This is a genomic window from Kitasatospora sp. NPDC094016, from assembly GCF_040304045.1.
Lineage (GTDB): Bacteria > Actinomycetota > Actinomycetes > Streptomycetales > Streptomycetaceae > Kitasatospora.
On the sequence record NZ_JBEOUK010000051.1, the window covers coordinates 15,347 to 39,930 of the forward strand.

Here is a 24,584-nt window from a genome sequence, read left to right on the forward strand (position 1 = left end):
TGAGCCGCGCTCGGCCGCGCTACGCGAAGGCGGCCTCGATCGCCGTCCACAGCTGCACCCGGGCGCGCAGCGCGGTGCGGACGGTCTCGGCGCACTCGTCCCACTTGGCCTGGTCGTCGCCGCACAGGTCGATCAGCATCTGCATCGCCATCGGGGTGTGCTGCTCGCCGTCCACCTCGATGTGCCGGGCCAGGTAGTCCTTGAAGACGGTGAGCACGCCGTCCGGGTCGTCGATGCCGACCACCTGGGCGAACATGTCCGGGATCAGGTCCTCGCGGCCGAAGGCGAAGGCGGCGGCCCGGCAGTGCACCGGCGCGTTCTCGATGATCGACCAGGTGGTGCCGGTGAAGTCGACGGCGGCCTGCGGTACCGCGGCGGCCTTCAGCGCCTGCGGGACGGCGGTGCCGGTGCCCAGCAGCCCCAGGAACTCCTCCACCGGGCCCGGGTCGGCGCCGGCCTGCCGCATGCCCTCGACGTACAGCTCGAAGTGGCTGGTGTAGCCCTCCCCGAGTTCGTCGCTCTCCTCGACCAGCACGATCTCGTTGATCAGCCGGCGGCTGGCGGTCGGCCCGCTCGGGACCCACGGGACCTCGACGCTGGTGAGGTCGCGCTGCAGGCTCTTCAGCAGCGACATGAAGTCCCAGACCGCGAAGACGTGGCTGTCCAGGAAGGTGCGGACGCGCCCGATGCTGGTCAGCCCGCCGTACACGCCGTGGCCGACCACCTCGCGGCGCAGCGGGTCGATGGCCTGATGGAGGCTGGTCAGGCCGGGGTGTGAACGGTCCCAGTGGTAGCGGTTGGTGGACAAGGCGGCTCCTTCTGCTCAGGGGTCTCAGGGGTCAGGGGTCTCAGGGATGCTTGAGGACGGCGTGCAGGGCGTGGCGGAGTTGTTCGCGGCCGGGCTGGAGGGCACGGTCGAGGGCGGGGGCGAACGGCAGGACGGCGCCGTCGGGGCGGGTGACCCGGCGGGGCGGGGCGATCAGGCGCATCTCCTCGGAGGCGGTGGCCAGCACCTCCGCGGCGAAGCCGCAGCTGCGGTTGGAGTCGTCGAAGACGACCAGCCGGCCGGTGCGTTCGAGCGAGGCCGCGAGCGCGGCCCAATCCAGGGGGTACAGCGTGCGGGGGTCGAGGACTTCGACCGAGATGTCCTCGGCGACCTCGTCCGCCACGGCGAGCGCGTCGTGCACCAGGTGTCCGACGGCGACCACGGTGACGTCGGTGCCGGGGCGGTGGATCCGGGCCCGGCCGAGCGGGATCGGCGCGAGGTCCCAGGTGACGGTCTCGCGCACCGGGAGGGCGGCGGCGGGCGCGAACACCACGACCGGGTCCGGGTCGCGGATCGCCGAGCGCAGCAGCCCGTAGGCGTCGGTCGGGGTGGCGGGCACCACGGTCTTCACCCCGGCGTGCGCGAACAGGCTGTACGGGTGGTCGGAGTGCTGGCCGGCCCAGCCGTCCCGGGAGCCCGAACCGGGCACCAGGCAGGTCAGCGGGACGCTCGCCTGCCCGCCGGTCATCAGCGAGAACTTGTGTGCCTGGTTGACGAGTTGCTCGAAGACCAGGAACAGCAGCGAGGGGATCTGGAACTCCAGCACCGGGCGCCGCCCGGTGAGCGCCGCGCCGATCGCCATGGCGGTGAAGGCCTGCTCGGACAGCGGGGTGTCGACGACCCGCTCGGGCCCGAAGCGGTCCAGCAGGCCGAGCGTCGGGCCGGCCATCCCGGCGCCGATGTCCTCGCCGAAGACGCAGACCGCCGGGTCGTCGGCGAGTTCGTCGGCGATCGCCCGGTTGAGGGCCTTGGTGTACGAGAGCCTGGTCATGCCACCGCCCCGGCCCGGGGCCGCAGGCCGTCGGCGTACAGGTGGTCCAACGCGCCCGCCGGGTCGGGGTGTTCGGAGGCGAGGGCGAACTCCTCGGCGTCGGCGAGCTGGCGGGCCACCGCGTCGTCGAGTTCGGCGACGGCCGGCTGTTCCAGCTGGGCGGCGGCCCGGGGGAGCGGGTCGCGGGCGCGCCAGGCCTCGACCTCCTCGGGGGTGCGGTAGTGCAGCTTCATCCGGCGTTCCATGGTGTGGTGGCCCTCGTAGCGGTAGGTGCGGCATTCCAGGAAGCCGGGGCCGCCGCCGGAGCGGGCCCGCTCCACCGCGCGCAGGGCGGCGGCGCGGACGGCCTCGGTGTCCATGCCGTCCACCTCCTCGGCGGGGATGCCGAAGGCGGCCGCCCGCCCGGTCGCGCTGCCCGCGACCGCGGTGGCGGCGGGCAGGGTGGTGGCGTAGCCGTTGTTCTCGCAGACGAACACCACCGGAAGCCGCCACATCGCGGCGAGGTTGAACGACTCCAGCAGCACGCCCTGGTTGAGCGCGCCGTCGCCGAAGAAGGCCACGGCCACCCGGCCGTCGCCTGCCTGGCGGGCGGCCCAGGCGGCGCCGACCGCGATCGGGGCGCCGGCGCCGACGATGCCGTTGGCGCCGAGGATGCCCAGCGAGAGGTCGGCGGCGTGCATCGAGCCGCCCCGGCCGCCGTTCAACCCGTCGACGCGGCCGGCGAGTTCGGCGAGCAGCCGGTGCGGTGCGGCGCCCCGGGCGAGCACGTGGCCGTGGCCGCGGTGGGTGCTGGTGAGCCGGTCGGCGGGACCGAGCGCCGAGCAGACGCCGACCGCGACGGCCTCCTGGCCGATGTACGGGTGGATGCCGCCGGGGATCGCGCCGGCCTTCACCAGGCCGAGCGCCAACTCCTCGAAGCCGCGGATCAGCCGCAGCATCCGGTAGCGCTCGGCGGGCGTGTCCAGCGGCGCGGTGCCGGGAGCCGTGGTGCTGGGAGCCGTGGTGCCGGGGGGCGGGGCCGCCGGGAAAGCCGTCACCGCGCCCCTCGCCAGATGGTCGGGCAGAACTGCGGGTCGGCGTAGTCGGGCCGGCCGTCGGCGGTGCGGCGCACCAGCACGTCGTGGTTGTACACCACCGGGCCGCCGTCCGCCCGGGTGTGGTGGCGGTACTCGTTGGCGCCGTCCTGGAGGTGCAGCGAGACGGCCCGGCGCGGGAAGGAGGCCAGGTTGGGGCCGCTGCCGTGGTAGGTGCGGCAGTGGTGGAAGGACATGTGGCCGCGCGGGATGTGCATCGGGACGGTGCGCACCTGCTGCCCGTTGTGGGCGGCGTTGGCGGCCAGGATGTCGTCGAGTTCGGTGCGGTCGCGGTCGGCGAAGTGGCGGGTGGAGTCCTCGCCGGAGTCCAGCTCCCGCCAGCGGTGGCTGCCGTCCACCATGGTGATGGTGCCGTTCTCCTCGCGGCAGTCGTGGAACGGGATGAACGCGGTGAGCATCTCCTCCGAGGTGGAGGTCTGCCAGTAGTGCTTGTCGAAGTGCCAGGGCACCTGGTTGCTCGGCTCCCCGGGCACCGGCGGCTTGTAGATCAGGGTGGCCTGGAACACCCGGATCTCCTCGGCGCCGGCCAGCAGGGCGGCGACCGCGCCGATCAGCGGCTTGCGCAGGATCGCGCCGATGGCGTCGCTCTCGTAGTGCACGTAGTCGTTGTGCCGCTGGATCGGGCCCTGCGAGGGGTCCCAGGCGGCCAGGCGCGGCGGGCGGGCGGGCAGTTCGCGGTCGCGGTGGCCGCCGTAGTAGTGCTCGGTGGCGGCCTGGAGGGTGTCCAGTTCCTCGTCGCTGAACAGCTTCCGGGACAGGTACCAGCCGTGCTCGCGGTAGTGGGCCACCTCCTCGGGCGTGGGCAGCAGGGCGTGTTCGGCCTCGCTGAGGCGGAACTCGACGGCGGTGGTCATGGGGTGTGCCCCTTCTTGAGGTGTGGGCGGCGGTCAGACGGCGGCGTCGGAGCTCTGCCGCTCGACGGCCTCGTACAGGGCCTTGATGTTCGCGGTGCCGAAGGTGCCGGCGCCCTGACGCTCGATCAGCTCCAGGAAGTACGTCCGCCGCGGGTGGGTGGAGCGGACGAAGATCTGGAACAGCTGGCCGCCGTGGTCCTGGTCGACGAGCACGTGCAGGTCGCGCAGGGTCTCCACCGGGATGGCCGTCTCGCCGAACCGCTCGGCCAGGGCGTCGAAGTAGGCGCCCGGGGTGCTCAGGAACTCCACGCCGTTGGCCCGGGCGGTCCGGACGGCGGTGGCGATGTCGCCGGTGCGGAAGGCCAGGTGCTGCACTCCGGCGCCGTCGTGGGAGGCGAGGAACTCGTCTATCTGGCCGGGCCGCCGGGTGGTGTCCGGCTCGATCAGGGTGAAGGTGACCTCGCCGGAGGCGCTCTGCACCACGCTGGAGTCCATGGCCTGCCGGCCGACCTCGATGTACTCGCCGAAGATCCGGTGGAAGCCGAGCGCGGCCTCGCAGAACTTTACGGCGTCGGCGAGTTCGCCGGCCGGGACGCAGATCGCGACGTGGTCCAGGGCGTCCAGCAGGCCCGGTTCGTCGGCGGGTTCGGCCGTGGGCAGCGGCACGAACCTCAGGGCGGTGTCGCCGAAGCCGGCGATCAGCCCGCCGTCCCGGTCCAGCACGCGGGCGCCGTGCCGCTCGGCGCGCTCCAGCGCGGCCTGCGGGTCGGTGCAGGCGAGGGCGAGGGCGGCGACGCCGTCCCCGTGCCGGGCGACGAAGCCGGCCACCGGGTGGTCGGGGTCGGCGGCGGAGGCCAGGTGCATCCGGATCGAGCCCTGGCGCAGCCGGATGGTGCGGGCGCCGTCCGGTGCGGTCTCCGGGGCGTCGGCGGTGAAGTCGAAGTCGGCGCAGAGCCCGGCCGCGGTCTTGTCGGCGTCCGCGCAGTGGAACTCGACGTGGGTGATGGACTGGATGGACAACGGGATCTCCCCCGGAGGGATGGAAGGGCGTGGATCGGCGCGCTACTTGGCGGCCCGGGTGGACGCCGGGCCGAGGATCAGGCTGAGGTTGTGGCCGCCGAAGGCGAAGGCGTTGCTCAGCGCGGCGCGCACCGGTGCGGACCGGGCCCCGCCCCGGACGTGGTCCAGGTCGCAGGCCGGGTCGGGGTCGGTCAGGTTGAGTGTCGGCGGCAGCGTCCCCCTCGCCACCGCCAGGGCGGTCACCGCCGCCTCCAACGCGCCTGCGGCGCCGAGGAGATGGCCGGTGGCACCCTTGGTGGAGCTGACCGCGGGCGGGTGCGCGCCGAAGACGGCGTGCAGGGCGGCGGTCTCGGCCACGTCACCGAGCTTGGTGCCGGTGCCGTGGGCGTTCACGTAGTCGATGTCGCCTGGCGCCAGGCCGGCGTTGGCGAGCGCGGAGCGCATCGCGTCGGCGGCGCCGGAGCCGTCGGGGCGGGGCATGGTCGGGTGGTGGGCGTCGGTGGAGGCGCCCCAGCCGATGACGTCCGCGTACCCGGCGGCGCCGCGGGCGTCGGCGTGGTCGGCGCGTTCCAGGACGAGGACGGCGCTGCCCTCGCCGAGCACGAAGCCGTTGCGGCGGGTGTCGAAGGGCCGGCTGGCCTGCTCCGGATCCTCCCAACCCTGGGCGAGCGCACGGGCGTTGGTGAAGGCGGCGGCGATGGTCGGGTGCAGCGAGGACTCGGTGCCGCCGCACACCACCACGTCCGCGTCGCCGGAGCGGATCAGCCGCAGCCCCTCGGCAACGGCCTGGGCACCGGCCGCGCAGGCCGTCACCACGGCCGAACTGTAGCCGCGGATGCCGTGTTTGATGGCGATCCGGGCGGTGGCCATGTTGGAGAGCATGCCCGGCAGCAGGTACGGGCTGACGCCGGGGCGGCCGCGTTCCAGCCGGCGGTGCGACTGCTGCTCGAAGGTCTCCAGCCCGCCGCCGCCGGTGGCCAGCACCACGGCGGTGCGGTGCGGGTCGGCGTCCCGGCCGACGACCAGACCGGCGTCGGCGAGCGCGTCGTCGGCGGCGGCCAGGGCGAGCAGCACGAAGCGGTCCACGCAGCGGGTCTCGGTGGGCGGCAGCACCTCGCGGCCGTCCACGGCGGGGGCGATCCCGGCGGCGGGCAGCCAGCCGTGCGCCGCGTGGCCCTCGGGGACGGCGGTCAGTCCGGAGCGCCCGGCGTTGAGCGCGTCGAACACCTCGGCGGGCTTGCGGCCGAGCGGCGAGACCAGGCCGAGGCCGGTGACGACGGCGCCCTCGCGGCGGGTCATCGGGCACCGGCCGCGGCGTCGAGGTAGCGCTGGCGCAGCAGCACCTTGCGGACCTTGCCGGTGGGGCCGAGGGGGATGTCGTCCCCGGAGACGACCAGGACCTGGCGCACGGTCGCGGCGGCGGCCTCGTCCAGGGCGGCGATGACGTCCTTGGTCCGGTCGGCGGTCGGGTCGGCGTCGGCGGCGAGGATCAGCAGCACGTCGGTGACCACGCGCTCGCCGTCCCGCACGGCGACCACCGTGCAGTCCGCCACGTCCGGGCGGGCGGCCAGCACCCGCTCCTCCGACATGGCGGTGAACAGCCGCTTGCCGTCGCCGAGTTCGACCGAGTCGACGGCCCGGTCGACGTGGTAGTAGTAGCCCTCCTCGTCCCGGTACATCAGGTCGCCGGTGAGGAAGCGGCCGCGGATCCGGGTGCGGAAGGTGGTGGCCGAGTCGTTCCAGTAGCCGAGTGCCAGGGTCGGTGAGGAGGTGGCGAGTTCGCCGACCTCGCCGGGGCCGAGCGGCTCGCCGTCCGGGCCGACCACCTCGCAGTCGACGAAGGCGTGCGGGCGCCCGACGCAGCGCCCGTAGCGCTCGGTGCCGGGGCCGTGGGTGATGAAGAAGTGCGAGTGGCCCATCTCGGTGGAGCCCAGGCCGTCGACGAACAGCGAGCCCGGCGTCCGGGTGCGGCCCGCGCGGGTGACGGACTCCCGGCTGCCGGCGGCGATCAGGCGGCGGATGTGCACCTCGTGCGCGCAGTCGCCGGTGTTCCACCACAGGGCGACGGTGGCGAGGTCCCGGGCGGCGAGGTCGTGGTGGGCGAGTTCGGCCCAGGTGGCGGCGAAGCCGATCACCCCGGTGGGCCGCCACTGCTCGATCGCGTCCAGCACGCCGGCGCCGGACTGCCGGGACAGCACGGCGAGTTCGGTGTGCGAGCTGAGCGCCAGGTTGAGCGCGATCAGGGTGGCGGCGTGCGGCGCGGGCAGTGCGCTGAGCATCCGGTCCTGGCCCTGCGGGCGGGGCAGCCGCAGCCGGTGGCGGATCGCCGCGTACAGGCTCGCGTGCGAGTGGACGACGGCCTTGGGCATTCCGGTGGTGCCGGAGGAGTGGGTGATCGCCACCGGGTCGCCGGACCAGTGCCGGTACGGCTCGGGGGCGGCGTCCGGGTCGCCCGCGCCGAGGGTGGAGATCTCGGGCAGCAGCGGCGCGCCGGGGTCGTGGCCGGCCAGCGCGGCCAGGTGGGCCGGGTCGGCGAGGACCCCGACGGCGCCGAGGCGGGCGATGTAGCGGGCGGCCCGCTCGCCGTCCACGTTGGGGTTGAGCAGCGCGGGGATGGCGCCGAGCCGGGTCAGGGCGAGGAAGGCGAGCACGTGGTCGGCGGCGTCGCTCGCGAAGACCACCACCGGGTCGCGCCGGGTGATGCCGAGGGCGTGCAGGGCGGCGGCGCGGGCCCGGACGGCGCGGTCGAGCTCGCGCAGGGTGAGCGGCTGCCAGGCGGGGTGGTCGTCCACCGGGGTGTCGAAGGTCAGCAGCGGTTCGTCGAGGCCGAGGCCGAGTGCGAGCCGGGCGGTCAGGACGTTGCCGGCGCCCACGTCGGGGTCGTCCGCGATCAGGCTGCGGACACTGCGGATGGTCACGGGGTGGATCCCTCCCTCGGGGCCGGAGACGGCCCGGGCGGCTGATCGGTTGGCGTGGGTCGGGCGGCCGCGCGGGCGGCGAAGGGTGTCGGCGGGTGTCGGTGGGCTGTCGGCGGGTGCGACGGGGCCTGGGTGGGTGACGGGGCCGGGTGCTGGTCTGCCGGGTGCGGCTGCTTCAGTCGTCGGGCCTCGTTCATGGGAACGGGCGGCGGTGGCCGGACGGTTCAGCCGGTGACCGAGGCGGTGACTCGGCCGGTGACCAGGGCGTCAGCCGGTGACCAGGACGGCCACCGCGTGTCCGGCGGCCTCGCCCGGTCCGTCGTCGCCCGGTTCGGCGGCGATGACCAGCACCTGGTCGGCGTCGCCGTCCGCGAGGAGCAGCGCCGCGAGGTCGAGCGCGTCCGCGGGCACCTGTCCGGGGACGGCGTGGGCCGGGCTGATCGCCACGACGGGGCCGGTCAGGCCCCAGCGGGCGGCGATGTGCCCGAGGACGGCGTTGGGGTTGGACTGGAAGAACAGCAGGGGCGCGGGGCGCCGTCCGGGTTCGGCGCTCTGGTCGATGGCCCGCGCGGTGGCGCGGTCGCCGCCGGCGCTGGCCAGCAGCAGTGCGGTCCGTCCGGGGGCGGGCGGGGCGCCGTGGTGGGCGCGCAGGCAGCGGTCGGCGGTGTCGGCGACCAGCGGGTTGAAGCCGGAGGCGGCGAAGCCGGGCAGCGGTGGCGGCGGGCCGGCCAGGTCGGGGTCGGCCGAGCCGGGGTCGGGTCGGCGGGCCTCGGCGAGGACCCGCAGCCGGGCGGCGGCCGGGGTGGGTGCGGGGCCCGAGCTCGTGGAGTCGGGGTCTGCGGAGTCGGGGTCTGTCGCGTCGGGAGGTGTGGCGTCGGTGGTCATGGTGTGGGTGCCGGGGTACGGGGTCGGCGCCGTCGGACGGCGGGCGGGGGCCGGTGGCCGGTCATGCGGGGGCCACCAGCAGGGCGGTGTTGGCGCCGCCGAAGGCGGAGTTGAGGCTGAGTGCGTAGCGGGGGCGGGCGGCGCGGGGGCCGTCCAGGACGAGGTCCAGGCCGACGTCAGGGTCCGGACCGAGCCAGCCGGCGTTGACCGGGAGCAGGCCGTTGCCCAAAGCGCCGATGGTTACCGCGAGTTCGAGCAGGGCGGAGGCTTCCAGGGCGTGCCCGTGGACGGATTTGCTGGAGCTGACCGGGAGTTCGGCGGTGTGCGCGCCGAAGACCCGGTGCAGCGCGCTCGCCTCGGCCTGGTCGGCGAGGGTGGAGCCGGTGCCGTTGGCGTTGACGTAGCCGACCTCGGCCGGGGCGACGCCGGCGCGGGTGAGCGCGGCCTCGACGGCCCGGGCGACTCCGGCGCCGTCCGGTTCGGGGCGGCACACGTGGTGGGCGTCCCCGGCCCGGCCCCAGCCGGCCAGCCGGGCGAGGGCGGCGGCGCCGCGCCGTTCGGCGGCCGGGGCGGCCTCGACCAGCACGGCCGCGGCCGCGTCGCCGAGCAGGGTGCCCGTGCGGCCGGTGCTGAACGGGCGCAGTTCGCCGTCCCGGGCCAGCGCGCGGCCGGCGTCGAAGACGGCGAACACGCCCGGCTCGACCAGGTGCCCGGCCGCGACCAGGACCCGCTCGTGCCGCCCGGTGGCGACCAGCGCCGCGGCGTCCGCGACGGCGGTCGCGGCTGCCACGCAGGCGCCGGTGTACACCCGGGTGACGCCCCCGGTGCCCCAGGCGGCGCGGACGCCGGCGGCCACCGCGTCGGCGGTGCCCCTGGTCCGTTCGTCGCTGTGCAGGGCGAGCAGGACGGGCGTGTCCGCGCCGTCGGCGGCGGTCAGTCCGGCCTGGCGGCAGGCCTGGCCGACGGCGTCGAGCACCGCGCGGGCCAGCGGGAAGGTGTGTGCGAGCGGCACGTCGTCGGGCAGCAGGGCGGCCCGGGTGGTGCGGCGGGCGCTCACGTCGAAGCGGGTGACGGGGCCGAAGGCGGTCTTGCCGTGGGCGGCGGCCTCGGTCAGCGGGCCGAGTCCGCGCCCGGCGGCGCTGAGCACGCCGAGCCCGGTGACCACCGGCCGGCCGCGCGGCCGGTGCGCGGAGGGCGCGCCGGTGGTCACGGCCGGGCGCCCACACGTTCGGCCAGGACGGCCGAACGCAGCAGTTCGGTGGCGTCGTCGACTGTCCGGACGGCGCCGAAGCGGTCGTCGTCGAGGTCGACCTGGATGCCGTAGCGCTGCTCGAACTCGGCTATGAGCCAGGTGAGTTCGAGCGATCCGAGGTCGTCGGGCACGGTGTCGGCGGCGCGCTGCCCGAACGCCGCCAGCATCGCGCGGACCTCGGCCCGGTCGGGGAGGGCGGAGCCGCTCACGCCGGGCTGCCGGCGGTGGCAGTGGCGGTGGTGGCGGCGATCCGCTTGACGACGTCGGCGGTGAACTCGTCGAGCGTCATCAGCGCGGTGGTCTCCATCTCGTCGAGGTCGAACTTGATCCCGAACTCGTCCTCGACCTGCACCGACAGCTCGGCCAGCGCGAGCGATTCGAGGTCCAGCCCGGCCGGGCCGAGGTCGGTGTCCCCGGTGACCTCGGAGACGTCGTACTGCATCTCGGTGAGCGAGGCGAGGACGAACTCGCGGACGCGGTCCTGCATGGTGTGGCTCCTTGTCGGGGTGCGTGCGGTGGATCAGAGCGCGGCGGCCGTGGCGGTGGTGCGCAGGGCGGCCGGGTCGCGCAGGAGTTTTCCGGTGGCGGTACGGGGGAGTCGGGGCAGCAGGGCGAGCCGTCGCGGCCGCTTGTAGGCGGCGAGCCGGCGGGCCAGCCCGTCCTGGACGAGGGCGAGGTCGGCGTCGGGTTCGGTGGCGAGGTAGGCCTCGATCGCGCCGTCCTCGAAGACCACGACGGCCTCGCGGACCTCGGGCAGCGAGGTGAGCGTCTGCTCGACCTCGGTGAGGTCGACCTTGAGGCCGCCGATCGAGACCTGCGAGTCCAGGCGGCCGAGGACGGTGACCAGGCCGGTGGCCGGGTCGAGTTCGGCCGCGTCGCGGGTGTGCAGCCAGCCGTCCGACCAGCGGGTCGGGTCGTCCAGCCCCGGGTAGGGCGAGGACTCCGCGCCGATCCGCAGCTCGCCCGCGACCAGCCTCAGCCGCATCCCGTGGACGGGCTGCTTGGCCGGGTGGAGCGTGCCGGACAGGTCGGTGGCGATGACTCCGGTCTCGGTCATGCCGTACATGGTGCCGAGCGGGACGCCGTAGCGGGCGGCGAACAGCGCGGGCAGGCCCGGGCGGACCAGTTCGCCGGCCACGATCATCCGCCGCAGCCCCGGCAGCGCCGGGGGAGTGACGGCGCCGGCCAGCAGTTCGGCGTGGAAGGGCACCCCGATGACGGTGGTCGGCCGGTCGCCGGCGGCGACCGCGGCGAGGATGCCCGCCGCCGTCATCCGCTCGGGCACGGTGAGCGCGACCCGGGCGTGCAGGCTGTTGAGCAGTCCGCCGACCAGGCCGAGCACGTGCACCACGGAGGACAGCAGGACGACCCGCTCGCCCTCGCCGGGGAACTCCACCAGCCGGTGGTAGCAGTCGAGTTCGCGGATCAGGTCGGAGGCCGTGCGGGCGATGACCTTGGCCGGGCCGGTGGATCCGGAGCTGAGCTGGATCAGCGCGTGCCCGGTGCGGGCCGGGAGCCCGTCCGGCAGCCGGACGGCCACCGGCTCGACCTCGGAGAAGCCGCGCAGGGCCGCCGCGGGCCGGTGGGCGGAGCCTACCAGGACCTGCGGAGCCAGCCGCGTCACCGCCGCGTCGACCTCGTGGTCCGTCAAACGGTGGTCCAGCAGGGCCACTTGGGCGCCGAGCCGCCAGCACGCCAGCAGCACCGTGACGAACGCCACCGAGGGCGGCAGCCGTAGCGCGGCGGTGCCGCCGGGGCCGAGTCCGGCCGCGGCGAGGTGTGCGGCCTGTTCGTCGACCAGGGCGCGCAGGGCGTCCCGGTCGAGTGGTCCGCCGAGATGCAGGCACTCCTCGCCTCCGGGACCGGCCAGCAACAGCCGGTCGACCCAGGCGTCCGGGGCGTCGGCGTGCGGCGGCGAGGAAGGCGGAAGTGAAGAGGGGGAAATGCCGGTCAACACCGCTCCACACAAGTGAGGGGATTTTGACATGAACGCCGTTCACAACCAAAACGGTCAATTCCGTTGCCAGACGATTGCACAGACGTTTGGTCAAATCAAGGTCTATACCAATGTGGTTGTTGCTCCTACGCTGCCGAACCGGGGCTGGTCCACACGTGGCCGCCCGGAATCGAGGACGCCCGTGGGAGAACTCACGCTGGCCGGGATGGAGCACGCCGCGCGCGCGCAACTTTCCCCGGAAATATGGGACTTCATCGAGGGCGGCAGCGGCACGGAACGCACCGTGGCGGCGAACCGGGAAATGTTCGCGCGCTATGCACTGCGCCCGCGCACGATGGTCGACGTCTCCGACTGCTCGCCCGGGCGCACGCTGCTGGGCGCGCAGCTCGGCCTGCCGGTCGGCATCGCCCCGATGGCCTACCACCGGCTGGTGGACCCGGAGGGCGAGACCGCCACCGCGCGCGCCGCCGGCCGCGCCGGGGCCCTGCTGGTCGCCGGCATGTTCGCCAGCCGCACCCTGGAGGAGATCGCGGCCGCCGCCACCGGCCCGCTCTGGCTCCAGCTGTACTGGCTGCGCGAACGCGCCGCGCTCGCCGCCCTGGTCGAACGCGCCGAGGCGGCCGGCTACTCCGCGCTCGTCCTGACCGTGGACGCCCCCAGGATCGGCCGCCGCCTGCGCGACCTGCGCAACGGCTTCGCGATCCCGCCCGCCGTCCGCGCCGTCAACCTGGACCAGGATCTGATGTCGGCCAGCCACCGCGCGACGGACGGCGGCTCGGGCATCGCCGAGCACGCCCGCGAACAGTTCGACCCCACCCTGACCTGGGCCGACCTCGACTGGGTGCGCGCCCGCACCCGGCTGCCGCTGGTCCTCAAGGGCATCCTGACCGCCGAGGACGCCAGGCTCGCCGCCGAGCACGGCGCCGACGCCGTCGTGGTCTCCAACCACGGCGGGCGTCAACTCGACGGCGCACTGCCCTCCCTGGCCGCACTGCCCGAGGTCGTCGACGCCGTACCCGCCGACCTGCCGGTGCTGCTCGACGGCGGGGTGCGCACCGGCGCCGACATCGCCGTCGCGCTCGCCCTCGGCGCCCGCGCCGTCCTGGTCGGCCGTCCGGTGTTCTGGGGCCTCGCCACCGAGGGCGAGGCCGGCGTGCACCGCGTCCTCGACCTGCTGCGCGAGGAACTGGAGCACACCATGGCCCTGTTGGGCCGCCCCCGGCTCGCCGACCTGGACCGCACGGCCCTCGCCCCGTGGCCCTGCCCGGTCGGCTGAACCGCGCACCACCTGCACCACGTTGTCCCTACTGGATGGAGAACAGCAGATGACCGAACCGACCCCCGCGACCGAACGCAACGACCCCTTCCCCGGCTGGGACTGGGACGACCCCGACGGCCTCGCCACCCGCCTGGACGCCTTCAGCGAGCAGGTCGCCACCTGCGACACGCTCGAAGCGCACCCCGGCGGGCTGCCCCGCGACCACGCAGAGTTCCGCGAACTCGGCCTCACCGGAATCGAGTTCGCCGCCTTCCGGACGGCCCACCCGGAAGGGCTCGGCACCGACCTCACCGCCCTGCGCAGCCCCGGCGCCGCCACCGAACCCGGCACCCTCTACCGGGTCGACGGCGACCGCTGGTTCACCCAGCTCGACATCGGCCGGCCGCTGCCCTTCGCCGACGCCTGCGTCGACTGGGTCTACGCCGAGCACCTGATCGAACACGTCACCATGCCGGTCGCGGTCGGCTGGCTGCGCGAGGTGCGCCGCGTCCTGCGCCCCGGCGGCGTGCTGCGCCTCACCACCCCGGACCTCGCCCGCTACCTGGCCGGCTACGCCAACGGGGACGGCTTCCTCGCCAAGCACCGCCGCCGCCTCACCACCCTCGGCTTCGGCCCGCCGATGCCCGCCCGCCCGGCCTTCCTGGTCAACCAGATCTTCCGCTACTACGGGCACCAGTGGATCTACGACCTGGACGAGCTGCGCCACGTCCTCACCCTCGCCGGCTTCGAACCCGAGCGGATCCGCCACTGCGCCTACCGCCAGGGTGCCCGCCCCGACGTCGCCGACCTCGACACCGCGTTCCGCACCGACGAGACCGTCTACGTCGAAGCCGACCGCTAGGCCCTCGGGTCCTCGGTCTCGCAGAGCCCTGGACCCTGAAGCCCTCAGACCCCGAGTCCGCCCGCCGACGCCTCCGCACCGGATCTGTACCGAACGGGACCACCCATGCCCCTGCACCCCCAGGCCGAGGCGCTGCGCGCCCGGCGCGCGAGCAGCGGCGCGCCGCCGCTCTACACCCTCACCCTGGCCGAGGCCCGCGCCGCCGACCTCGCCGACATCCGCGCCGCGGCCGGGAGCCCCGAGCCGGTCGCCGCCGTCGAGGAGCACCGTATCCCCGGCCCGGGCGGCGAACTCGCCCTGCGGCTCTACCGCCCAGAGCCGCCCGTCCGTCAACTGCCGGCCCTGCTCTACCTGTTCGGTGGCGGCTGGGCCCTCGGCTCGCCGGACACCAGCGACGCGATCTGCCGCCGGCTGACCAACGCGGCCGGCTGCGTCACCGCCTCCGTCGGCTACCGGCTCGCCCCCGAACACCCCTTTCCCGCGGCCGTCCACGACTGCCGCGCCGCGCTGTACTGGCTCGCCGCACACGCCGGCGAACTCGGCGTCGACCCGGGCCGGCTCGCCGTCGGCGGCGACAGCGCCGGCGGCAACCTCACCGCCGCCCTCACCCTGATCGCCCGCGACGAGAACGGCCCGGCCCTGCGCCACCAGCTGCTCGTCTACCCCAACACGGACCATGCCGCCGACACCCCCTCGCTGCGCGAGCACGACGACCCGATGCTCTTCAACCGCCGCTCGGTGGACTGGTACTGGGGCCACTACCTGGCCGACCCCGCCGACGGCGCCCACCCGCACGCCTCCCCGCTGCGCGCTCCCCGCCTGGCCGGACTGCCGCCCGCGACCGTCATCACCGCCGAGTACGACCCGCTGCGCGACGAGGGCGAGCAGTACGCCGAGGCGCTGCGCGCGGCCGGCGTCCCGGTGGAGAGCCGCCGCTACGCCGGCATGCCGCACGGCTTCTTCGCCATGACCGGCACCCTGGACGCGGCCGCCGACGCCCAGCGCTACGCCGCCGAGCGGCTGCGCGAGGCCCTGCGGTGAGCGCGCCCGAGCCCCTGCCCCTGGCCGACCTGCACGCCAGCCTGGCCGACCCGCTGCTGGACGCGATGACCTTCCTCAACGAGGTCACCACCCGCTACCCCGACGCCGTCTCCTTCGCCCCCGGACGCCCCTACGAGGGCTTCTTCGAACCCGAGGACGTCCCCGCCTACCTGGACACCTACCTCGCCCACCTGGCGGCCCGCGGCCTCGACCGGGACGCCGTGCGCACCGCGCTGTTCCAGTACGGCCCCACCAAGGGGATCATCGCCGACCTGGTCGCCCGCACCCTCGCCAACGACGAGGGCCTGGCGGTGGCCCCCGAGTCCCTGGTGCTGACGGTCGGCGCCCAGGAGGGCATGCTGCTCACCCTGCGCGCGCTGTGCGCCGGCCCGGACGACGTCCTGCTGGTCAGCTCGCCCTGCTACGTCGGCGTGACCGGCGCCGCCCGGCTGCTCGACCTGACGACCCTCCCCGTCGCCGAGGGCCCGGCCGGCGGCCCCGATCCGGAGGCCGTGCGCGCCTCCGCCCGGGCCGTGCGGGCCGAGGGCCGACGCCCGCGCGCCCTCTACGTCGTCCCGGACTTCGCCAACCCCTCGGGCACCAGCATGCCCGTCGCGGCCCGCACCCGGCTGCTGGAGACGGCCGCCGAGGAGGGCCTGCTCGTCATCGAGGACAACCCGTACGGCTTCTTCGCCCGCGACCCGGGGGAGCGGCCGACGCTCAAGGCGCTCGACCGCCGCCGACAGGTGGTGTACCTGGGCTCCTTCGCCAAGACCTGCTTCCCCGGCGCCCGCCTCGGCTACGTCGTGGCCGACCAGGAAGTGGCCGGCCCCGGCGGGCGGCGCACCCTGCTGGCGGACGAACTGGCCAAGCTGAAGAGCATGACGACGGTCAACACGCCCGCGCTCAGCCAGGCCGTCATCGGCGGCATGCTGCTACGCCACGACTGCCGGCTGCGCGCCGCCAACGCCGCCGCCACGGCCCACTACGCGGCGGGCATGGACACCCTGCTGCGGGAGCTGGACCGGCACTTCCCGGCCTCCGAGCGGCGCCGCTCGGGCGTGTCCTGGAACCGGCCCGAGGGCGGCTTCTTCGCCGTGCTGACCGTCCCGTTCGCCGCCGACGACGCGGCGATGGAGCGCTGTGCCCGCGGGTACGGGGTGCTGTGGACGCCGATGGCGCCGTTCTACCCGGCGGGCGGCGGGGAGCACCGGCTTCGGCTCTCGATCAGCTCGCTGACGCAGGCTCAGATCATCGACGGTGTGGCGAAGTTGGCGGCGTTCATCGCCTCCTGAGTGGCGCCGGCGACAGCAGGAGGGGCCCGGCTCGTGAGCCGGGCCCCTCCTCGTGCACGTGTTCCGTCCTCGTGCGTCGTGCCTCAGCGCACCCGGGTGGAGAACAGCCGGGCCGACCAGTACACCGACAGCACGGTCATCACCACGACGACCAGCAGGCCCTGCCACACCGCACTGTCTCCGAGGTGGCCGGAGAACAGCGCGCGCATGCCCTCCACCGCCCAGTAGAAGGGGTTCCACTTGGCGGTCTGCTGCAGCCAGTGCGGCGCCAGGGTGAGCGGCAGCAGCACCCCCGAGAGCAGCGCGATCGGCTGCGCGAGGGTGTTCACCACCGGTGCCATCGCCGCGTCCGTCGGCACCATCAGCGCGATGCCGTAGGAGATCGCCGAGGTCATCAGCGCCAGCAGCCCGAGCAGCAGGTAGGCGAGCAGCAGGTTCAGCGGGCTCACCCGAAGCCCGAACGGCAGCGCGATCAGGGTGATCAGGACGGCCTGCACCAGCAGCGCCACCATCTCCCGCAGCGCCCGCCCGAGCAGCAGTGCCAGCCGGCTCACCGGTGTCACCCGGGAGCGCTCGATGATGCCGGCCCTCAGCTCGCCGAGCAGGCTGAAGCCGGTGAACAGCCCGCCGAAGATGCACAGCACCGCCAGCAGGCCCGGCACGTACACCTGGTAGGCGTCGGCGTAGCTGCTGGCACCGTCGGGGGCGAGCACCTTCTTCAACAGCGGGGCGAACAGCAGCAGGTAGAACACGGGCTGGATGATCCCGACGGCGATCCAGATCGGGGTGCGGATCATCAGCAGCACCTGGCGCTGGAAGACCAGCCAGGTGTCGCGGGCGAGCTTCATGGTCTCCCCAGGAGTGGGCGGATCAGGACTGCTGGAGCGAACGGCCGGTACGGGCCAGGAACACGTCGTCCAGGCTGGGGCGTTGGAGCTGGACGGTGCCGGGTGTCACGCCCGCCCCGTCCAGCGCGCGCAGCAGCTGCGGGATGGCCGCGGCGCCGTCCTCCAGGTAGAGCCGCAGTCCGTCCTCCCCGCCGAACTCCAGCCGGTGCAGGTAGGGCTGCGGGCGCAGCACCTCGGCGGCCCGCTCGGCGACGCCCTCTCCGGGCTCCAGCCCGAGCAGCACGACGTCGCCGGAGATCTCGCGCTTGAGCACCTCGGGCGTGCCCTCGGCCACCACCTGGCCGTGGTCGACGATCGCGACCCGGTCGCACAGGGCGTCGGCCTCGTCGAGGTAGTGCGTGGTGACGACGACGGTCATGCCCTCGGTGCGCAGCCGGCGGATCTCCTCCCACACGTACGCCCGGCTGGCCGGGTCCAGCCCGACCGTGGGCTCGTCCAGGAACAGGACCCGGGGCTCGTGGATGACGCCGAGCGCGATGTCCACCCGGCGGCGCTGGCCGCCGGAGTAGGTGGCGCACGGGCGGTCGCCGAAGTCGGCCAGGTCGAAGGCCTTGAGCGCGCCCTCGGCGGCCTGGACGGCCTGCGCCTTGGCGGCGCCGTACATCCGGGCCTGGAGCACCAACTCCTCGCGGGCGCTGACGGTGTCGGTGGTGCCGCCACCCTGGGCGACATAGCCGATCCGGCGGCGTACACCGGCCGGGTCGGTGAAGAGGTCGGCCCCGGCGATGCTGGCCTGACCGCCGTCCGGGCGGATCAGGGTGGCCAGCATGCGCAGGGTGGTGGTCTTCCCGGCGCCGTTGGGCCCGAGGAAACCGTAGATCTCGCCCGCGTCGACGGACAGGTCGATGCCGCGCACGGCGTCGACGGTGGGGTTCCCGCCGCTCTTGCGGGAGGTCTTCTTGCGGTAGGACTTGCGCAGTCCCGTGGTCTCGATCAACCGGAACTCCCGTGCTGGGATGGGCTGCCACGGCACCTGGGAAGGCGGTGCTCGGCACCTGCGAAGGCGGTGCTGGGCGCCACCCTAGGACGAATCCCGGCCCGGAGACAATGGCCTAGACCAATGGACGTTGATCTTCCGGTCTGCTACAGGGCCCCCGGCAGCGGCTGCCGGAAGTCCCGCCCGGTGCGGGCCGCCAGGGCCTCCAGCCGGTCCGCGGCAGCGGCCGCCCCGCCGCCCGCGCGCAGCGCCTCGCCGACCCGAACCGCGCCGCGCCGGTAGTCGGCCGTGTCCAGGACGGCCCGCAGGGCCTGCGCCAGCCGCTCCGGCGTCACCCGGGCGAACGGCACCCGCAGCCCCGCCCCGGCCGCCGCCACCTGCGCCGCGACGAACGGCTGGTCGTGCCGGATCGGTGCGGTGACCAGCGGCAGGCCGTGCGTCAGGGCCTCGCCGACGGTGTTCATCCCGCCGTGGCACAGCACCGCGTCCAGCGCGCCGCGCGCCATCAGCTCCAGCACCGGCGCCCGGTCCACCGCGACGGCCTGCGGCGGCAGTTCGGGCAGCAGCTCGCGCGGGGCGGCGAACACCGGCTGCACGTCGTCGCCGCACAGCTCCAGCGCCCGGGCGGCCCGCGCGTGGAAGTCCGTGCCCAGCTCGCCGGCCAGCGTGCCCATGGTGACCAGCACCCGCCGGCGCCCGGGCAGCAGCCGCTCCCACGGGAAGTCCGGATCGGCCGGCCGGGCGGACTGGACCGGGCCGACCAGCGCGTGATGCGGGGGCGGCGCGTCGTCACCGGTCAGCGCGGGGCCGGTGGTCGCCAGCACCAGGGCGGGGGAGAAGCGCGGGTCCACGTACTCCTGCGCGGGCAGCCGGGCGCGCTCCCACAACCCGCGCAGCAGGCCGGTCATCCAGGCCTCCACCTGCGGCAGTGCCCGGTACGGGCGGCCCAGTTCCATCGCCCCGGGCGCGAAGCTCGCCCACGGCAGGCCGTGCCGGTGGGCGGCCAGCGCGCCCGCCGGGGTGTGCTGGTCGACGAGCAGGACGTCCGGCCGGAACTCCCGCACGATCGCGTCCAGCGGCTTCGCGGTGAACCGCGCGTACGGGACGATGAAGCCCTCCCAGAGCGAACGCAGCGCGGCGAGCCCGTGCCCGCCCTGCGCCCGGAACGCCCGGGTGCCGGTGCCGAGGACCTGGGCCCCGGGGCCGAGCAGCGGGCGCAGCACCGACTCGGTGCCGGTCCAGGCGACGTCGTGCCCGCGCGCGGTCAACTCGGCGGCGATGCCCGCCGCGGGATTGACGTGCCCGGTCAACGGGGGCATCACCAGCAGGAACCGGGTCATCGCGCACGCTCCTCGGGGATCAGTTTCTGCAGGTCGGCGACGGTCAGCGCTTCCAGGGCGGCCAGGTCCAGCCCGGCGCGCAGCCGGGCCAGGTCGGCCGCCGGGCCGAAGCGTTCGCGCAGGCGCCCGGCGAGCGCGGCCAGTTCGCCCTCGTCGAGCAGCAGGTCGCCGTCCAGCCGGGCGTCCGGGGTCAGCCGGTCGGCCCAGCCGGGCGGCGCCCCGGCGGCCTCGGCCAGCAGCGCGACCAGCTCGGGGTGCAACGGCGCGGAGGGGCGGTGCGGTTCACGGTCGGACGACGTGTGAGAAATGGCATCGGACATCGAAGGGGTCTCCCACCTGTTCGACGGCACGGGGGGTGAACGCGTCGGTCCCGCAGGCGGATTCGGCGGCCTCCGAGGCGAACGCGACGGTGAAGGGCCCGAGATCACTTGTGCGACCAGGCGGGCGTCGGAATACTAGCCCGCGTGACAGCACTGGAGGCAGTGGCCGTTCACCTCCCCCCGCACGCCGTGCCCATCGAGGCGGTTGGTGAGCGGATCGGCCTGACCCCACGTCAACTTCGACTCTTCCGCCGCTTCCACGGACTGGACCAGCTACGTCTGGACCCGTCCGGGACGCTGCCCGACCTGCTTGACTCCGCCCTCGACAACCTGCCTGAGCTGCGCGGACGCGAACGGGACGTCCGCTTCGTGATCCACGCGCGCAGCATGCCGGTGGCGGTGCCCTACCCGCTCAACCCACTGCACGACCTGCTCGCCCCGCGCGGCCTCGCGCACGCCAACGCCTTCACGGTGACCCACCACGCGTGCGCGGTGGGCCTGCTGGCCATCGACCTGGCCGGCCGGCTGCTCGCCGCCGAGCCCGACCCTCGGGCGCTGGCGCTCGTCCTGGCGGGCGAGAAGACCTTCACCAAGGACGCCCAGGTGGTGCCCGAGACGGGTATCTTCGCCGAGGGCGCGGCCGCCTGTCTGGTGAGCGCCGACGGCGAGCGCCACCGGGTGCTCTCCTTCGCGGTGCGCCAGCGCCCGGAGTTCGACGGCCGGCTGGCCGAGGACGCGGACCTCCTGGCGCGCTACCAGCGCGAGTACCCGAACGTGATGGTGGAGGCGATCGAGTCCGCCCTGGACGAGGCCGGCCTGGACCTCTCCGACCTGGCCGCGGTGCTTCCGCACAACGTCAACCAGGCGTCGTGGCGGATGGTAGCGCGCCGGATCGGCTATCCGCTCGACAAGGTGGTGCTGGACAACGTGCTGTCGGTGGGGCACAGTTTCGCTGCGGACAGCCTCATCAATCTGCACACCGCCACCACGCGGGGGCTGCTGCGCCGCGGCGACCACTACCTGATCGCCGCCGCCGGTGTCGGAGCCACCTTCTCCGCGATGGCGGTCCGCTGCTGACGAAGCGTCGGCTTCGTCCATCTTTCCCACGCCAGACCACTCTCCCACGTACGACGGGACGGGACACCCATGTCAGAACCTGTGGTCCAGACCACTGACCCCGAGCTGCGCGAGCGGATCCGCACCGGAATCGGCGAGCTGCTGCCCCGCGTCCTCAAGCGCGAACTGCCCGAGATCCCCGAGAACGCCTGCCTCTTCGACGACCTCGGCCTCACCTCCGCCGGCACCATCGAGCTCATCCTGGAGCTGGAGGAGTCGCTCGACATCCAGGTGGACGTCGAGCAGATCACCGAGGACGACCTGCGCTCGGTCACCAAGCTGGCCGACTACGTCGCCGGACACGTCATCCCCGAGGACTGACCGGGTGGCCGACCACGGCCTGCGGATCACCCGGGCGCTCGCGCGGCGCTTCGACGGCCGCTCGGAGGCCTCGCTCGACCCGGACCTGCGGGTGTTCGTCTCCGACCTCGTCCGCCCCTACGGCCTGCCGCTGCGCGAGGACCTGCTGCGCGAGGGCGTCGGCCACTCCTACGAGGAGCTGGCCGCCGACCTGCTGCGCGAGGCGCTCGCCGAGGACGAGCCCGTCGACCTGCTGATCCTGGCCTTCGACACCCCGGACGTCCGACCGGGTGCGCCGTCCTCGCTGGCGCTCAGCCGATCCTGTCCGGGCACGCCGCTCGCCTTCGCGGTCTGCGACCAGGGCGTCGCCGCGGCCTTCACCGCGTTGCGCCTCGCGGTCGACTACCACCGCACCGGATCCTGCCGTCGGGCGGTCGTGGTGCTCGCCGAGCAGACCGCGCTGCACCACGAACCGGCCGCGCCGGTGGCGCTGCCGGAGCGGCACGGCGTGGTGGTGCTGGTCTGCGAGGAGGCCCCCGGGCCTGACATGACCGTCCAGCAGCTGCCCGGTGCCGAGCTGCCGGACGCGGCGGTGCGGGCGCGGGCCGCCGAGCTGGGGCCCGACCCGGTGTTCGTGCTCGGCCCCGGGCTGGCCGGTGCCGAGGAATCGGCGGCCCAGCCGTTCACCGGGGCCTGGGCGGAGCTCGCCGAGCAGCTGCCCGCCTGGCGGGCGCAGGGGCGCCCCGTCGTGGTCGCCGACCTGGACCGCCGGCTCGGCGTGCTGAGCACGTTGACCCTTCCGTAGTCATGGTTCGGTTCATGCCAACTCTCCTGTCTCACAAAGGAATTGACGACCCTCGGTTTGGTGGACGATTGGTCTGGACCAGCGAGCGAGGTCGCTGGTAGCGTCCCGATCGCACTCCCGCTGAACCCTTCCCCGGTGAGCCGAAAGGCGCGTACGACGTGACCCCGTACGGCGAGACACAGACCAGTAGGCGGATCGAGGTCCGGTACGAGGCCCCGGCCGAGGGTTCGACTGTCGATTCGGGGCCGCTCACGCTCGGCCAGGACAACATGATCCGGTGCATCGGGCGTGACGCCCCCGAGCAGATCAACAAGGATTCGCTCTGGCCCGTCCCGGACGGCACCTCGGTGTCGGCCGGGCTGGCCGCCCTGCGCCGGCTCGTCGAACGGCACGAGTCGCTGCGCACCTCCTTCCCCGCCGGCCCCGGCGAGGACGGCTTCCCGGAGCGCCAGGTGGTGCACCCGGAAGGCCGGTTCACCGTCACCGTGATCGAGGCGGGCGGCCGCAGCGACGCACAACTTGACCTACTTGCAGCGGAGTTGGGCCGGGCCGACGTCGCCGTTCCGTTCGACCTGGCGGCCGCCCCGCGGCTGCGCCTCACCCTTGTCGCGGACGGCGAGCGACTGCTGCGGCTGGTCGCGGTGGTCTGCCACGCGGGGGCCGACGGCGCCGCCACCGCGCTGCTGATCCAGGACTGGCTGGACCTCGCCGCCGGCAAGGACCTCCCGCCGGTCACCGCCCCGACCCCGCTGCGGATCGCGGACGCGGAACGGAGCGCGCAGGGCCGCCGCAAGTCGGCCGCCGCCCTGCGGTACTGGGCCCGCAGCCTCGCCACCGGCCTGCAGGTGGTGTTCGCCGACGCGCGGATCACCGGCCCCCCGCACGACCTCTCCGCAGTCCTGGTCCGCTCCCGCAGCGCCGCCGAGGACCTCGCCGCCGTCTGCCGCCGCACCGGCGCGAGCCCGTCCGTCGTCCTGCTCGCCGCCTTCGCCGCGCTCGTCGCGCACCGCTCGGGCCGCACCGGGCTGGCGCTCTCGGCGCTCTCCGCGAACCGTCAGCGCGCCGCCCTGGTCGACCACGTCGGCACCCTGGCGCAGGACGCCCTGATCCTGCTCGACACCGGAGCGGCCGACCTCGACCAGCTGATCGGCCGGGCCAAGGCGGCCTCGCTGAGCGCCTACTGGCACAGCACCCTGGACGCCGAACAGGTCTGGCGGCTCATCGAGGACTGCGCCCACCTGCGCGGCAGCCGCTTCCCCCGCCATGTCGTGGTGAACGACCTGAGCCTGACCATCCCCGCCGCCGTCGCGGACGCCCAACCCGCCGCGGCCGCCGACCCCGAACTGATCCGGCTGCCCGCCCCACAGCTGCCGGTCCGGCTGATGTTCACCATCCTGCGGATCAGCGGCAGCCTCGACTTCGCCCTGATCAGCTGCCCGCAGGTGCTGGACCCGGACGAGACCGACCAGTTCGCGCGGGCGCTGCTCGCCGTCCTCGCCGCCGCCGTCCGCGGGCCCGTGCCGCTCGACGCCCTGCCCGGCGTCGACGGCGTGCCGACGCCCGACCGGAGCGGGGAGTGGCACCTGGTCGACGGCACCTGGATCGACCTGGCAGCCGTCCGCGCCCTGCTGGAGGCCGCCCTCGGCGCGCGGGCGGAAATCGAACTGGCGCTGGACGAAGGAAGGCTGACCGCCAGGCTCACCAGCGCGGACCGCGAACTCACCCCGGCCGTCGCCCACCACGCGGTGGTCGCCGCGCTGCCCGGCCGCGACACGGCGATGGCGCCGCACCACTACGTCGTCCGGCACACCGGCCCCGGGGCGGAGACCGTCACCTCCGGCGGCGGCCGCGACCCGGACATCGCCGCCCGGCAGACGGTGCTCACCTGAACGGGGGAGCACGGGCAGACGCGGGCGGGCTCACTCCAACGGGTCCTCGCCGTCCCACCGGACGTCCCACGAACACGCCGAGGTCGCCCCCGAGGTGAGCCCCCACGGGCTCGGCACCTCCTCCTCGTCCTCGTCGCCCTGCAACGGCAGCCGGTCGATCACCGCGACCAGCCGCGGCGGCAGTTGCGGCGCCAGCCCGTGGTGGACCCGGGACAGGATGTCGCGCCGCACGTCGTCCGGCAGCAGCGGCCTGGTCATCCGCAACGGCATCGGCCCGGAGGGGCGTCCGGTCGCCGCCAACTGGTCCGACCAGGCCCGCCAGTAGTCGGCGTCGTCGTTCTCGCCGAGCTTCAGATGGTGCAGGTGCAGGCAGTACGCCGCCGTGCCGCAGCCCGATCCGGCGGCGAAGCGCCACCAGAACTCGGCGCCCTCCTCCCGCCCGGTGGCGTACAGCAGTGCGGCGAACACCTCGGCGCCCTCGGGCTGGATCCGGCGGGCGTTCACCAGGAGGTCGAGCCCCCGGGAGGCGTCCGGCGTGCCCAGTACCAGGGCCACCACCAGGCCCAGTTCGAAGGCGGCCTGCTCGAACTCCGACGGCAGGTGTGTCGGCGCGGCCGTGAGCCGGGCCTGGCGCAGTGCTGCGATGCGCTCGGCGTGCGCGCGTTCCGGCCGGGGCACGTGGACCACCGCACGCCCCCCGCCGCTCGCACCTGCCC

The 24,584-nt window shown here is 74.5% G+C and carries 25 protein-coding genes; 8 read left to right on the forward strand and 17 right to left on the reverse strand.

Going from position 1 to position 24,584, the window contains the following annotated elements; all coding sequences use genetic code 11:
* Nucleotides 1-19: 19 nt before the first annotated feature.
* The 12 genes from ABT015_RS32380 to ABT015_RS32435 all read right to left on the reverse strand — a co-directional run bounded on the left by ABT015_RS32380 (nt 20) and on the right by ABT015_RS32435 (nt 11,797).
* Entirely contained in the window at nt 20-808 is a 789-nt protein-coding gene (locus tag ABT015_RS32380) for a DUF3050 domain-containing protein (protein ID WP_350885534.1), read from the reverse strand.
* Nucleotides 809-848: 40 nt separating this feature from the next.
* Nucleotides 849-1,817 (reverse strand): alpha-ketoacid dehydrogenase subunit beta, encoded by a 969-nt coding sequence (locus ABT015_RS32385; RefSeq protein ID WP_350885536.1) that lies wholly within the window; start codon nt 1,815-1,817, stop codon nt 849-851.
* Nucleotides 1,814-2,854, reverse strand: coding sequence for a thiamine pyrophosphate-dependent dehydrogenase E1 component subunit alpha (locus ABT015_RS32390; RefSeq protein WP_350885538.1), 1,041 nt, complete (start codon nt 2,852-2,854; stop codon nt 1,814-1,816). The genes ABT015_RS32385 and ABT015_RS32390 overlap by 4 nt, the downstream gene beginning before the upstream one ends.
* Nucleotides 2,851-3,765, reverse strand: coding sequence for a phytanoyl-CoA dioxygenase family protein (locus ABT015_RS32395; RefSeq protein ID WP_350885540.1), 915 nt, complete (start codon nt 3,763-3,765; stop codon nt 2,851-2,853). Before ABT015_RS32395 ends, ABT015_RS32390 begins: the two co-directional genes overlap by 4 nt.
* 33 nt (nt 3,766-3,798) lie before the next feature.
* Complete coding sequence (gene hppD / locus ABT015_RS32400) at nt 3,799-4,785, reverse strand: 4-hydroxyphenylpyruvate dioxygenase (RefSeq protein ID WP_350885542.1); 987 nt, start codon at nt 4,783-4,785, stop codon at nt 3,799-3,801.
* Nucleotides 4,786-4,827: 42 nt separating this feature from the next.
* Nucleotides 4,828-6,084, reverse strand: coding sequence for a beta-ketoacyl-[acyl-carrier-protein] synthase family protein (locus tag ABT015_RS32405; RefSeq protein WP_350885544.1), 1,257 nt, complete (start codon nt 6,082-6,084; stop codon nt 4,828-4,830).
* Nucleotides 6,081-7,703: a class I adenylate-forming enzyme family protein gene (locus ABT015_RS32410; protein WP_350885546.1), complete on the reverse strand. Its 1,623-nt coding sequence runs from the start codon at nt 7,701-7,703 to the stop codon at nt 6,081-6,083. Before ABT015_RS32410 ends, ABT015_RS32405 begins: the two co-directional genes overlap by 4 nt.
* 267 nt (nt 7,704-7,970) lie before the next feature.
* Nucleotides 7,971-8,588, reverse strand: a complete 618-nt coding sequence (locus ABT015_RS32415; protein ID WP_350885548.1) for a hypothetical protein — start codon at nt 8,586-8,588, stop codon at nt 7,971-7,973.
* 61 nt (nt 8,589-8,649) lie between these two features.
* Complete coding sequence (locus tag ABT015_RS32420; protein ID WP_350885550.1) at nt 8,650-9,798, reverse strand: beta-ketoacyl synthase N-terminal-like domain-containing protein; 1,149 nt, start codon at nt 9,796-9,798, stop codon at nt 8,650-8,652.
* Nucleotides 9,795-10,049 carry an acyl carrier protein gene (locus ABT015_RS32425; RefSeq protein WP_350885552.1) on the reverse strand — a complete coding sequence of 85 codons (255 nt, stop codon included), beginning with the start codon at nt 10,047-10,049 and terminating at the stop codon, nt 9,795-9,797. Before ABT015_RS32425 ends, ABT015_RS32420 begins: the two co-directional genes overlap by 4 nt.
* Nucleotides 10,046-10,327 (reverse strand): phosphopantetheine-binding protein, encoded by a 282-nt coding sequence (locus ABT015_RS32430; protein ID WP_350885554.1) that lies wholly within the window; start codon nt 10,325-10,327, stop codon nt 10,046-10,048. The genes ABT015_RS32425 and ABT015_RS32430 overlap by 4 nt, the downstream gene beginning before the upstream one ends.
* 33 nt (nt 10,328-10,360) lie before the next feature.
* The gene (locus tag ABT015_RS32435) at nt 10,361-11,797 is read right to left on the reverse strand and encodes a class I adenylate-forming enzyme family protein (RefSeq protein ID WP_350885556.1); all 1,437 of its coding nucleotides are present in this window, start codon (nt 11,795-11,797) and stop codon (nt 10,361-10,363) included.
* Between the two features lie 181 nt (nt 11,798-11,978).
* Between ABT015_RS32435 and ABT015_RS32440 the strand changes: the two genes are divergently transcribed.
* The 4 genes from ABT015_RS32440 to ABT015_RS32455 all read left to right on the forward strand — a co-directional run bounded on the left by ABT015_RS32440 (nt 11,979) and on the right by ABT015_RS32455 (nt 16,253).
* Nucleotides 11,979-13,073 (forward strand): alpha-hydroxy acid oxidase, encoded by a 1,095-nt coding sequence (locus ABT015_RS32440; protein ID WP_350885558.1) that lies wholly within the window; start codon nt 11,979-11,981, stop codon nt 13,071-13,073.
* A 49-nt stretch (nt 13,074-13,122) separates the two neighbouring features.
* Entirely contained in the window at nt 13,123-13,917 is a 795-nt protein-coding gene (locus ABT015_RS32445; protein ID WP_350885560.1) for a class I SAM-dependent methyltransferase, read from the forward strand.
* 105 nt (nt 13,918-14,022) lie between these two features.
* Nucleotides 14,023-14,958: a LipP1 family hormone-sensitive lipase gene (gene lipP1, locus ABT015_RS32450; RefSeq protein WP_350885562.1), complete on the forward strand. Its 936-nt coding sequence runs from the start codon at nt 14,023-14,025 to the stop codon at nt 14,956-14,958.
* The gene (locus ABT015_RS32455; protein WP_350885564.1) at nt 14,955-16,253 is read left to right on the forward strand and encodes an aminotransferase-like domain-containing protein; all 1,299 of its coding nucleotides are present in this window, start codon (nt 14,955-14,957) and stop codon (nt 16,251-16,253) included. The genes lipP1 and ABT015_RS32455 overlap by 4 nt, the downstream gene beginning before the upstream one ends.
* 83 nt (nt 16,254-16,336) lie before the next feature.
* Here the strand turns inward: ABT015_RS32455 and ABT015_RS32460 are convergent, their stop codons facing one another.
* The 4 genes from ABT015_RS32460 to ABT015_RS32475 form a co-directional block, all read right to left on the reverse strand.
* Nucleotides 16,337-17,101, reverse strand: a complete 765-nt coding sequence (locus ABT015_RS32460) for an ABC transporter permease (RefSeq protein WP_350885566.1) — start codon at nt 17,099-17,101, stop codon at nt 16,337-16,339.
* A gap of 22 nt (nt 17,102-17,123) precedes the next feature.
* Nucleotides 17,124-18,098, reverse strand: a complete 975-nt coding sequence (locus ABT015_RS32465) for an ATP-binding cassette domain-containing protein (RefSeq protein WP_350885569.1) — start codon at nt 18,096-18,098, stop codon at nt 17,124-17,126.
* A 146-nt stretch (nt 18,099-18,244) separates the two neighbouring features.
* Nucleotides 18,245-19,438 carry a glycosyltransferase gene (locus ABT015_RS32470; protein WP_350885571.1) on the reverse strand — a complete coding sequence of 398 codons (1,194 nt, stop codon included), beginning with the start codon at nt 19,436-19,438 and terminating at the stop codon, nt 18,245-18,247.
* Nucleotides 19,435-19,758, reverse strand: coding sequence for a hypothetical protein (locus tag ABT015_RS32475; protein ID WP_350885573.1), 324 nt, complete (start codon nt 19,756-19,758; stop codon nt 19,435-19,437). The genes ABT015_RS32470 and ABT015_RS32475 overlap by 4 nt, the downstream gene beginning before the upstream one ends.
* 144 nt (nt 19,759-19,902) lie before the next feature.
* On the opposite strand from ABT015_RS32475, the gene ABT015_RS32480 reads away from it, so the two are divergent.
* The 4 genes from ABT015_RS32480 (at nt 19,903) to ABT015_RS32495 (ending at nt 23,868) form a co-directional block, all read left to right on the forward strand.
* A complete protein-coding gene (locus tag ABT015_RS32480; RefSeq protein WP_350885575.1) occupies nt 19,903-20,835 on the forward strand; it encodes a 3-oxoacyl-[acyl-carrier-protein] synthase III C-terminal domain-containing protein in 933 nt (310 codons plus the stop codon).
* A 69-nt stretch (nt 20,836-20,904) separates the two neighbouring features.
* Nucleotides 20,905-21,195, forward strand: coding sequence for a phosphopantetheine-binding protein (locus ABT015_RS32485; protein WP_079136143.1), 291 nt, complete (start codon nt 20,905-20,907; stop codon nt 21,193-21,195).
* A 4-nt stretch (nt 21,196-21,199) separates the two neighbouring features.
* Nucleotides 21,200-21,979: a hypothetical protein gene (locus ABT015_RS32490; protein WP_350885577.1), complete on the forward strand. Its 780-nt coding sequence runs from the start codon at nt 21,200-21,202 to the stop codon at nt 21,977-21,979.
* Nucleotides 21,980-22,137: 158 nt separating this feature from the next.
* The gene (locus tag ABT015_RS32495; RefSeq protein WP_350885579.1) at nt 22,138-23,868 is read left to right on the forward strand and encodes a condensation domain-containing protein; all 1,731 of its coding nucleotides are present in this window, start codon (nt 22,138-22,140) and stop codon (nt 23,866-23,868) included.
* Nucleotides 23,869-23,898: 30 nt separating this feature from the next.
* Here ABT015_RS32495 and ABT015_RS32500 read toward each other — a convergent pair whose 3' ends face one another.
* Nucleotides 23,899-24,546, reverse strand: a complete 648-nt coding sequence (locus ABT015_RS32500; RefSeq protein ID WP_350885581.1) for a hypothetical protein — start codon at nt 24,544-24,546, stop codon at nt 23,899-23,901.
* Nucleotides 24,547-24,584 lie beyond the last annotated feature (38 nt).

What these genes read in the sequence shown, in the direction of transcription:
- ABT015_RS32395 (WP_350885540.1), bottom strand. Translation starts at nt 3,765, where the DNA reads ATGACCACCGCCGTCGAGTTCCGCCTCAGCGAGGCCGAACACGCCCTG.
- ABT015_RS32415 (WP_350885548.1), bottom strand. Translation starts at nt 8,588, where the DNA reads ATGACCACCGACGCCACACCTCCCGACGCGACAGACCCCGACTCCGCA.
- ABT015_RS32385 (WP_350885536.1), bottom strand. Translation starts at nt 1,817, where the DNA reads ATGACCAGGCTCTCGTACACCAAGGCCCTCAACCGGGCGATCGCCGAC.
- ABT015_RS32470 (WP_350885571.1), bottom strand. Translation starts at nt 19,438, where the DNA reads ATGACCCGGTTCCTGCTGGTGATGCCCCCGTTGACCGGGCACGTCAAT.
- ABT015_RS32445 (WP_350885560.1), top strand. Translation starts at nt 13,123, where the DNA reads ATGACCGAACCGACCCCCGCGACCGAACGCAACGACCCCTTCCCCGGC.
- ABT015_RS32460 (WP_350885566.1), bottom strand. Translation starts at nt 17,101, where the DNA reads ATGAAGCTCGCCCGCGACACCTGGCTGGTCTTCCAGCGCCAGGTGCTG.
- ABT015_RS32485 (WP_079136143.1), top strand. Translation starts at nt 20,905, where the DNA reads ATGTCAGAACCTGTGGTCCAGACCACTGACCCCGAGCTGCGCGAGCGG.
- ABT015_RS32475 (WP_350885573.1), bottom strand. Translation starts at nt 19,758, where the DNA reads ATGTCCGATGCCATTTCTCACACGTCGTCCGACCGTGAACCGCACCGC.
- ABT015_RS32430 (WP_350885554.1), bottom strand. Translation starts at nt 10,327, where the DNA reads ATGCAGGACCGCGTCCGCGAGTTCGTCCTCGCCTCGCTCACCGAGATG.
- lipP1 (WP_350885562.1), top strand. Translation starts at nt 14,023, where the DNA reads ATGCCCCTGCACCCCCAGGCCGAGGCGCTGCGCGCCCGGCGCGCGAGC.
- ABT015_RS32405 (WP_350885544.1), bottom strand. Translation starts at nt 6,084, where the DNA reads ATGACCCGCCGCGAGGGCGCCGTCGTCACCGGCCTCGGCCTGGTCTCG.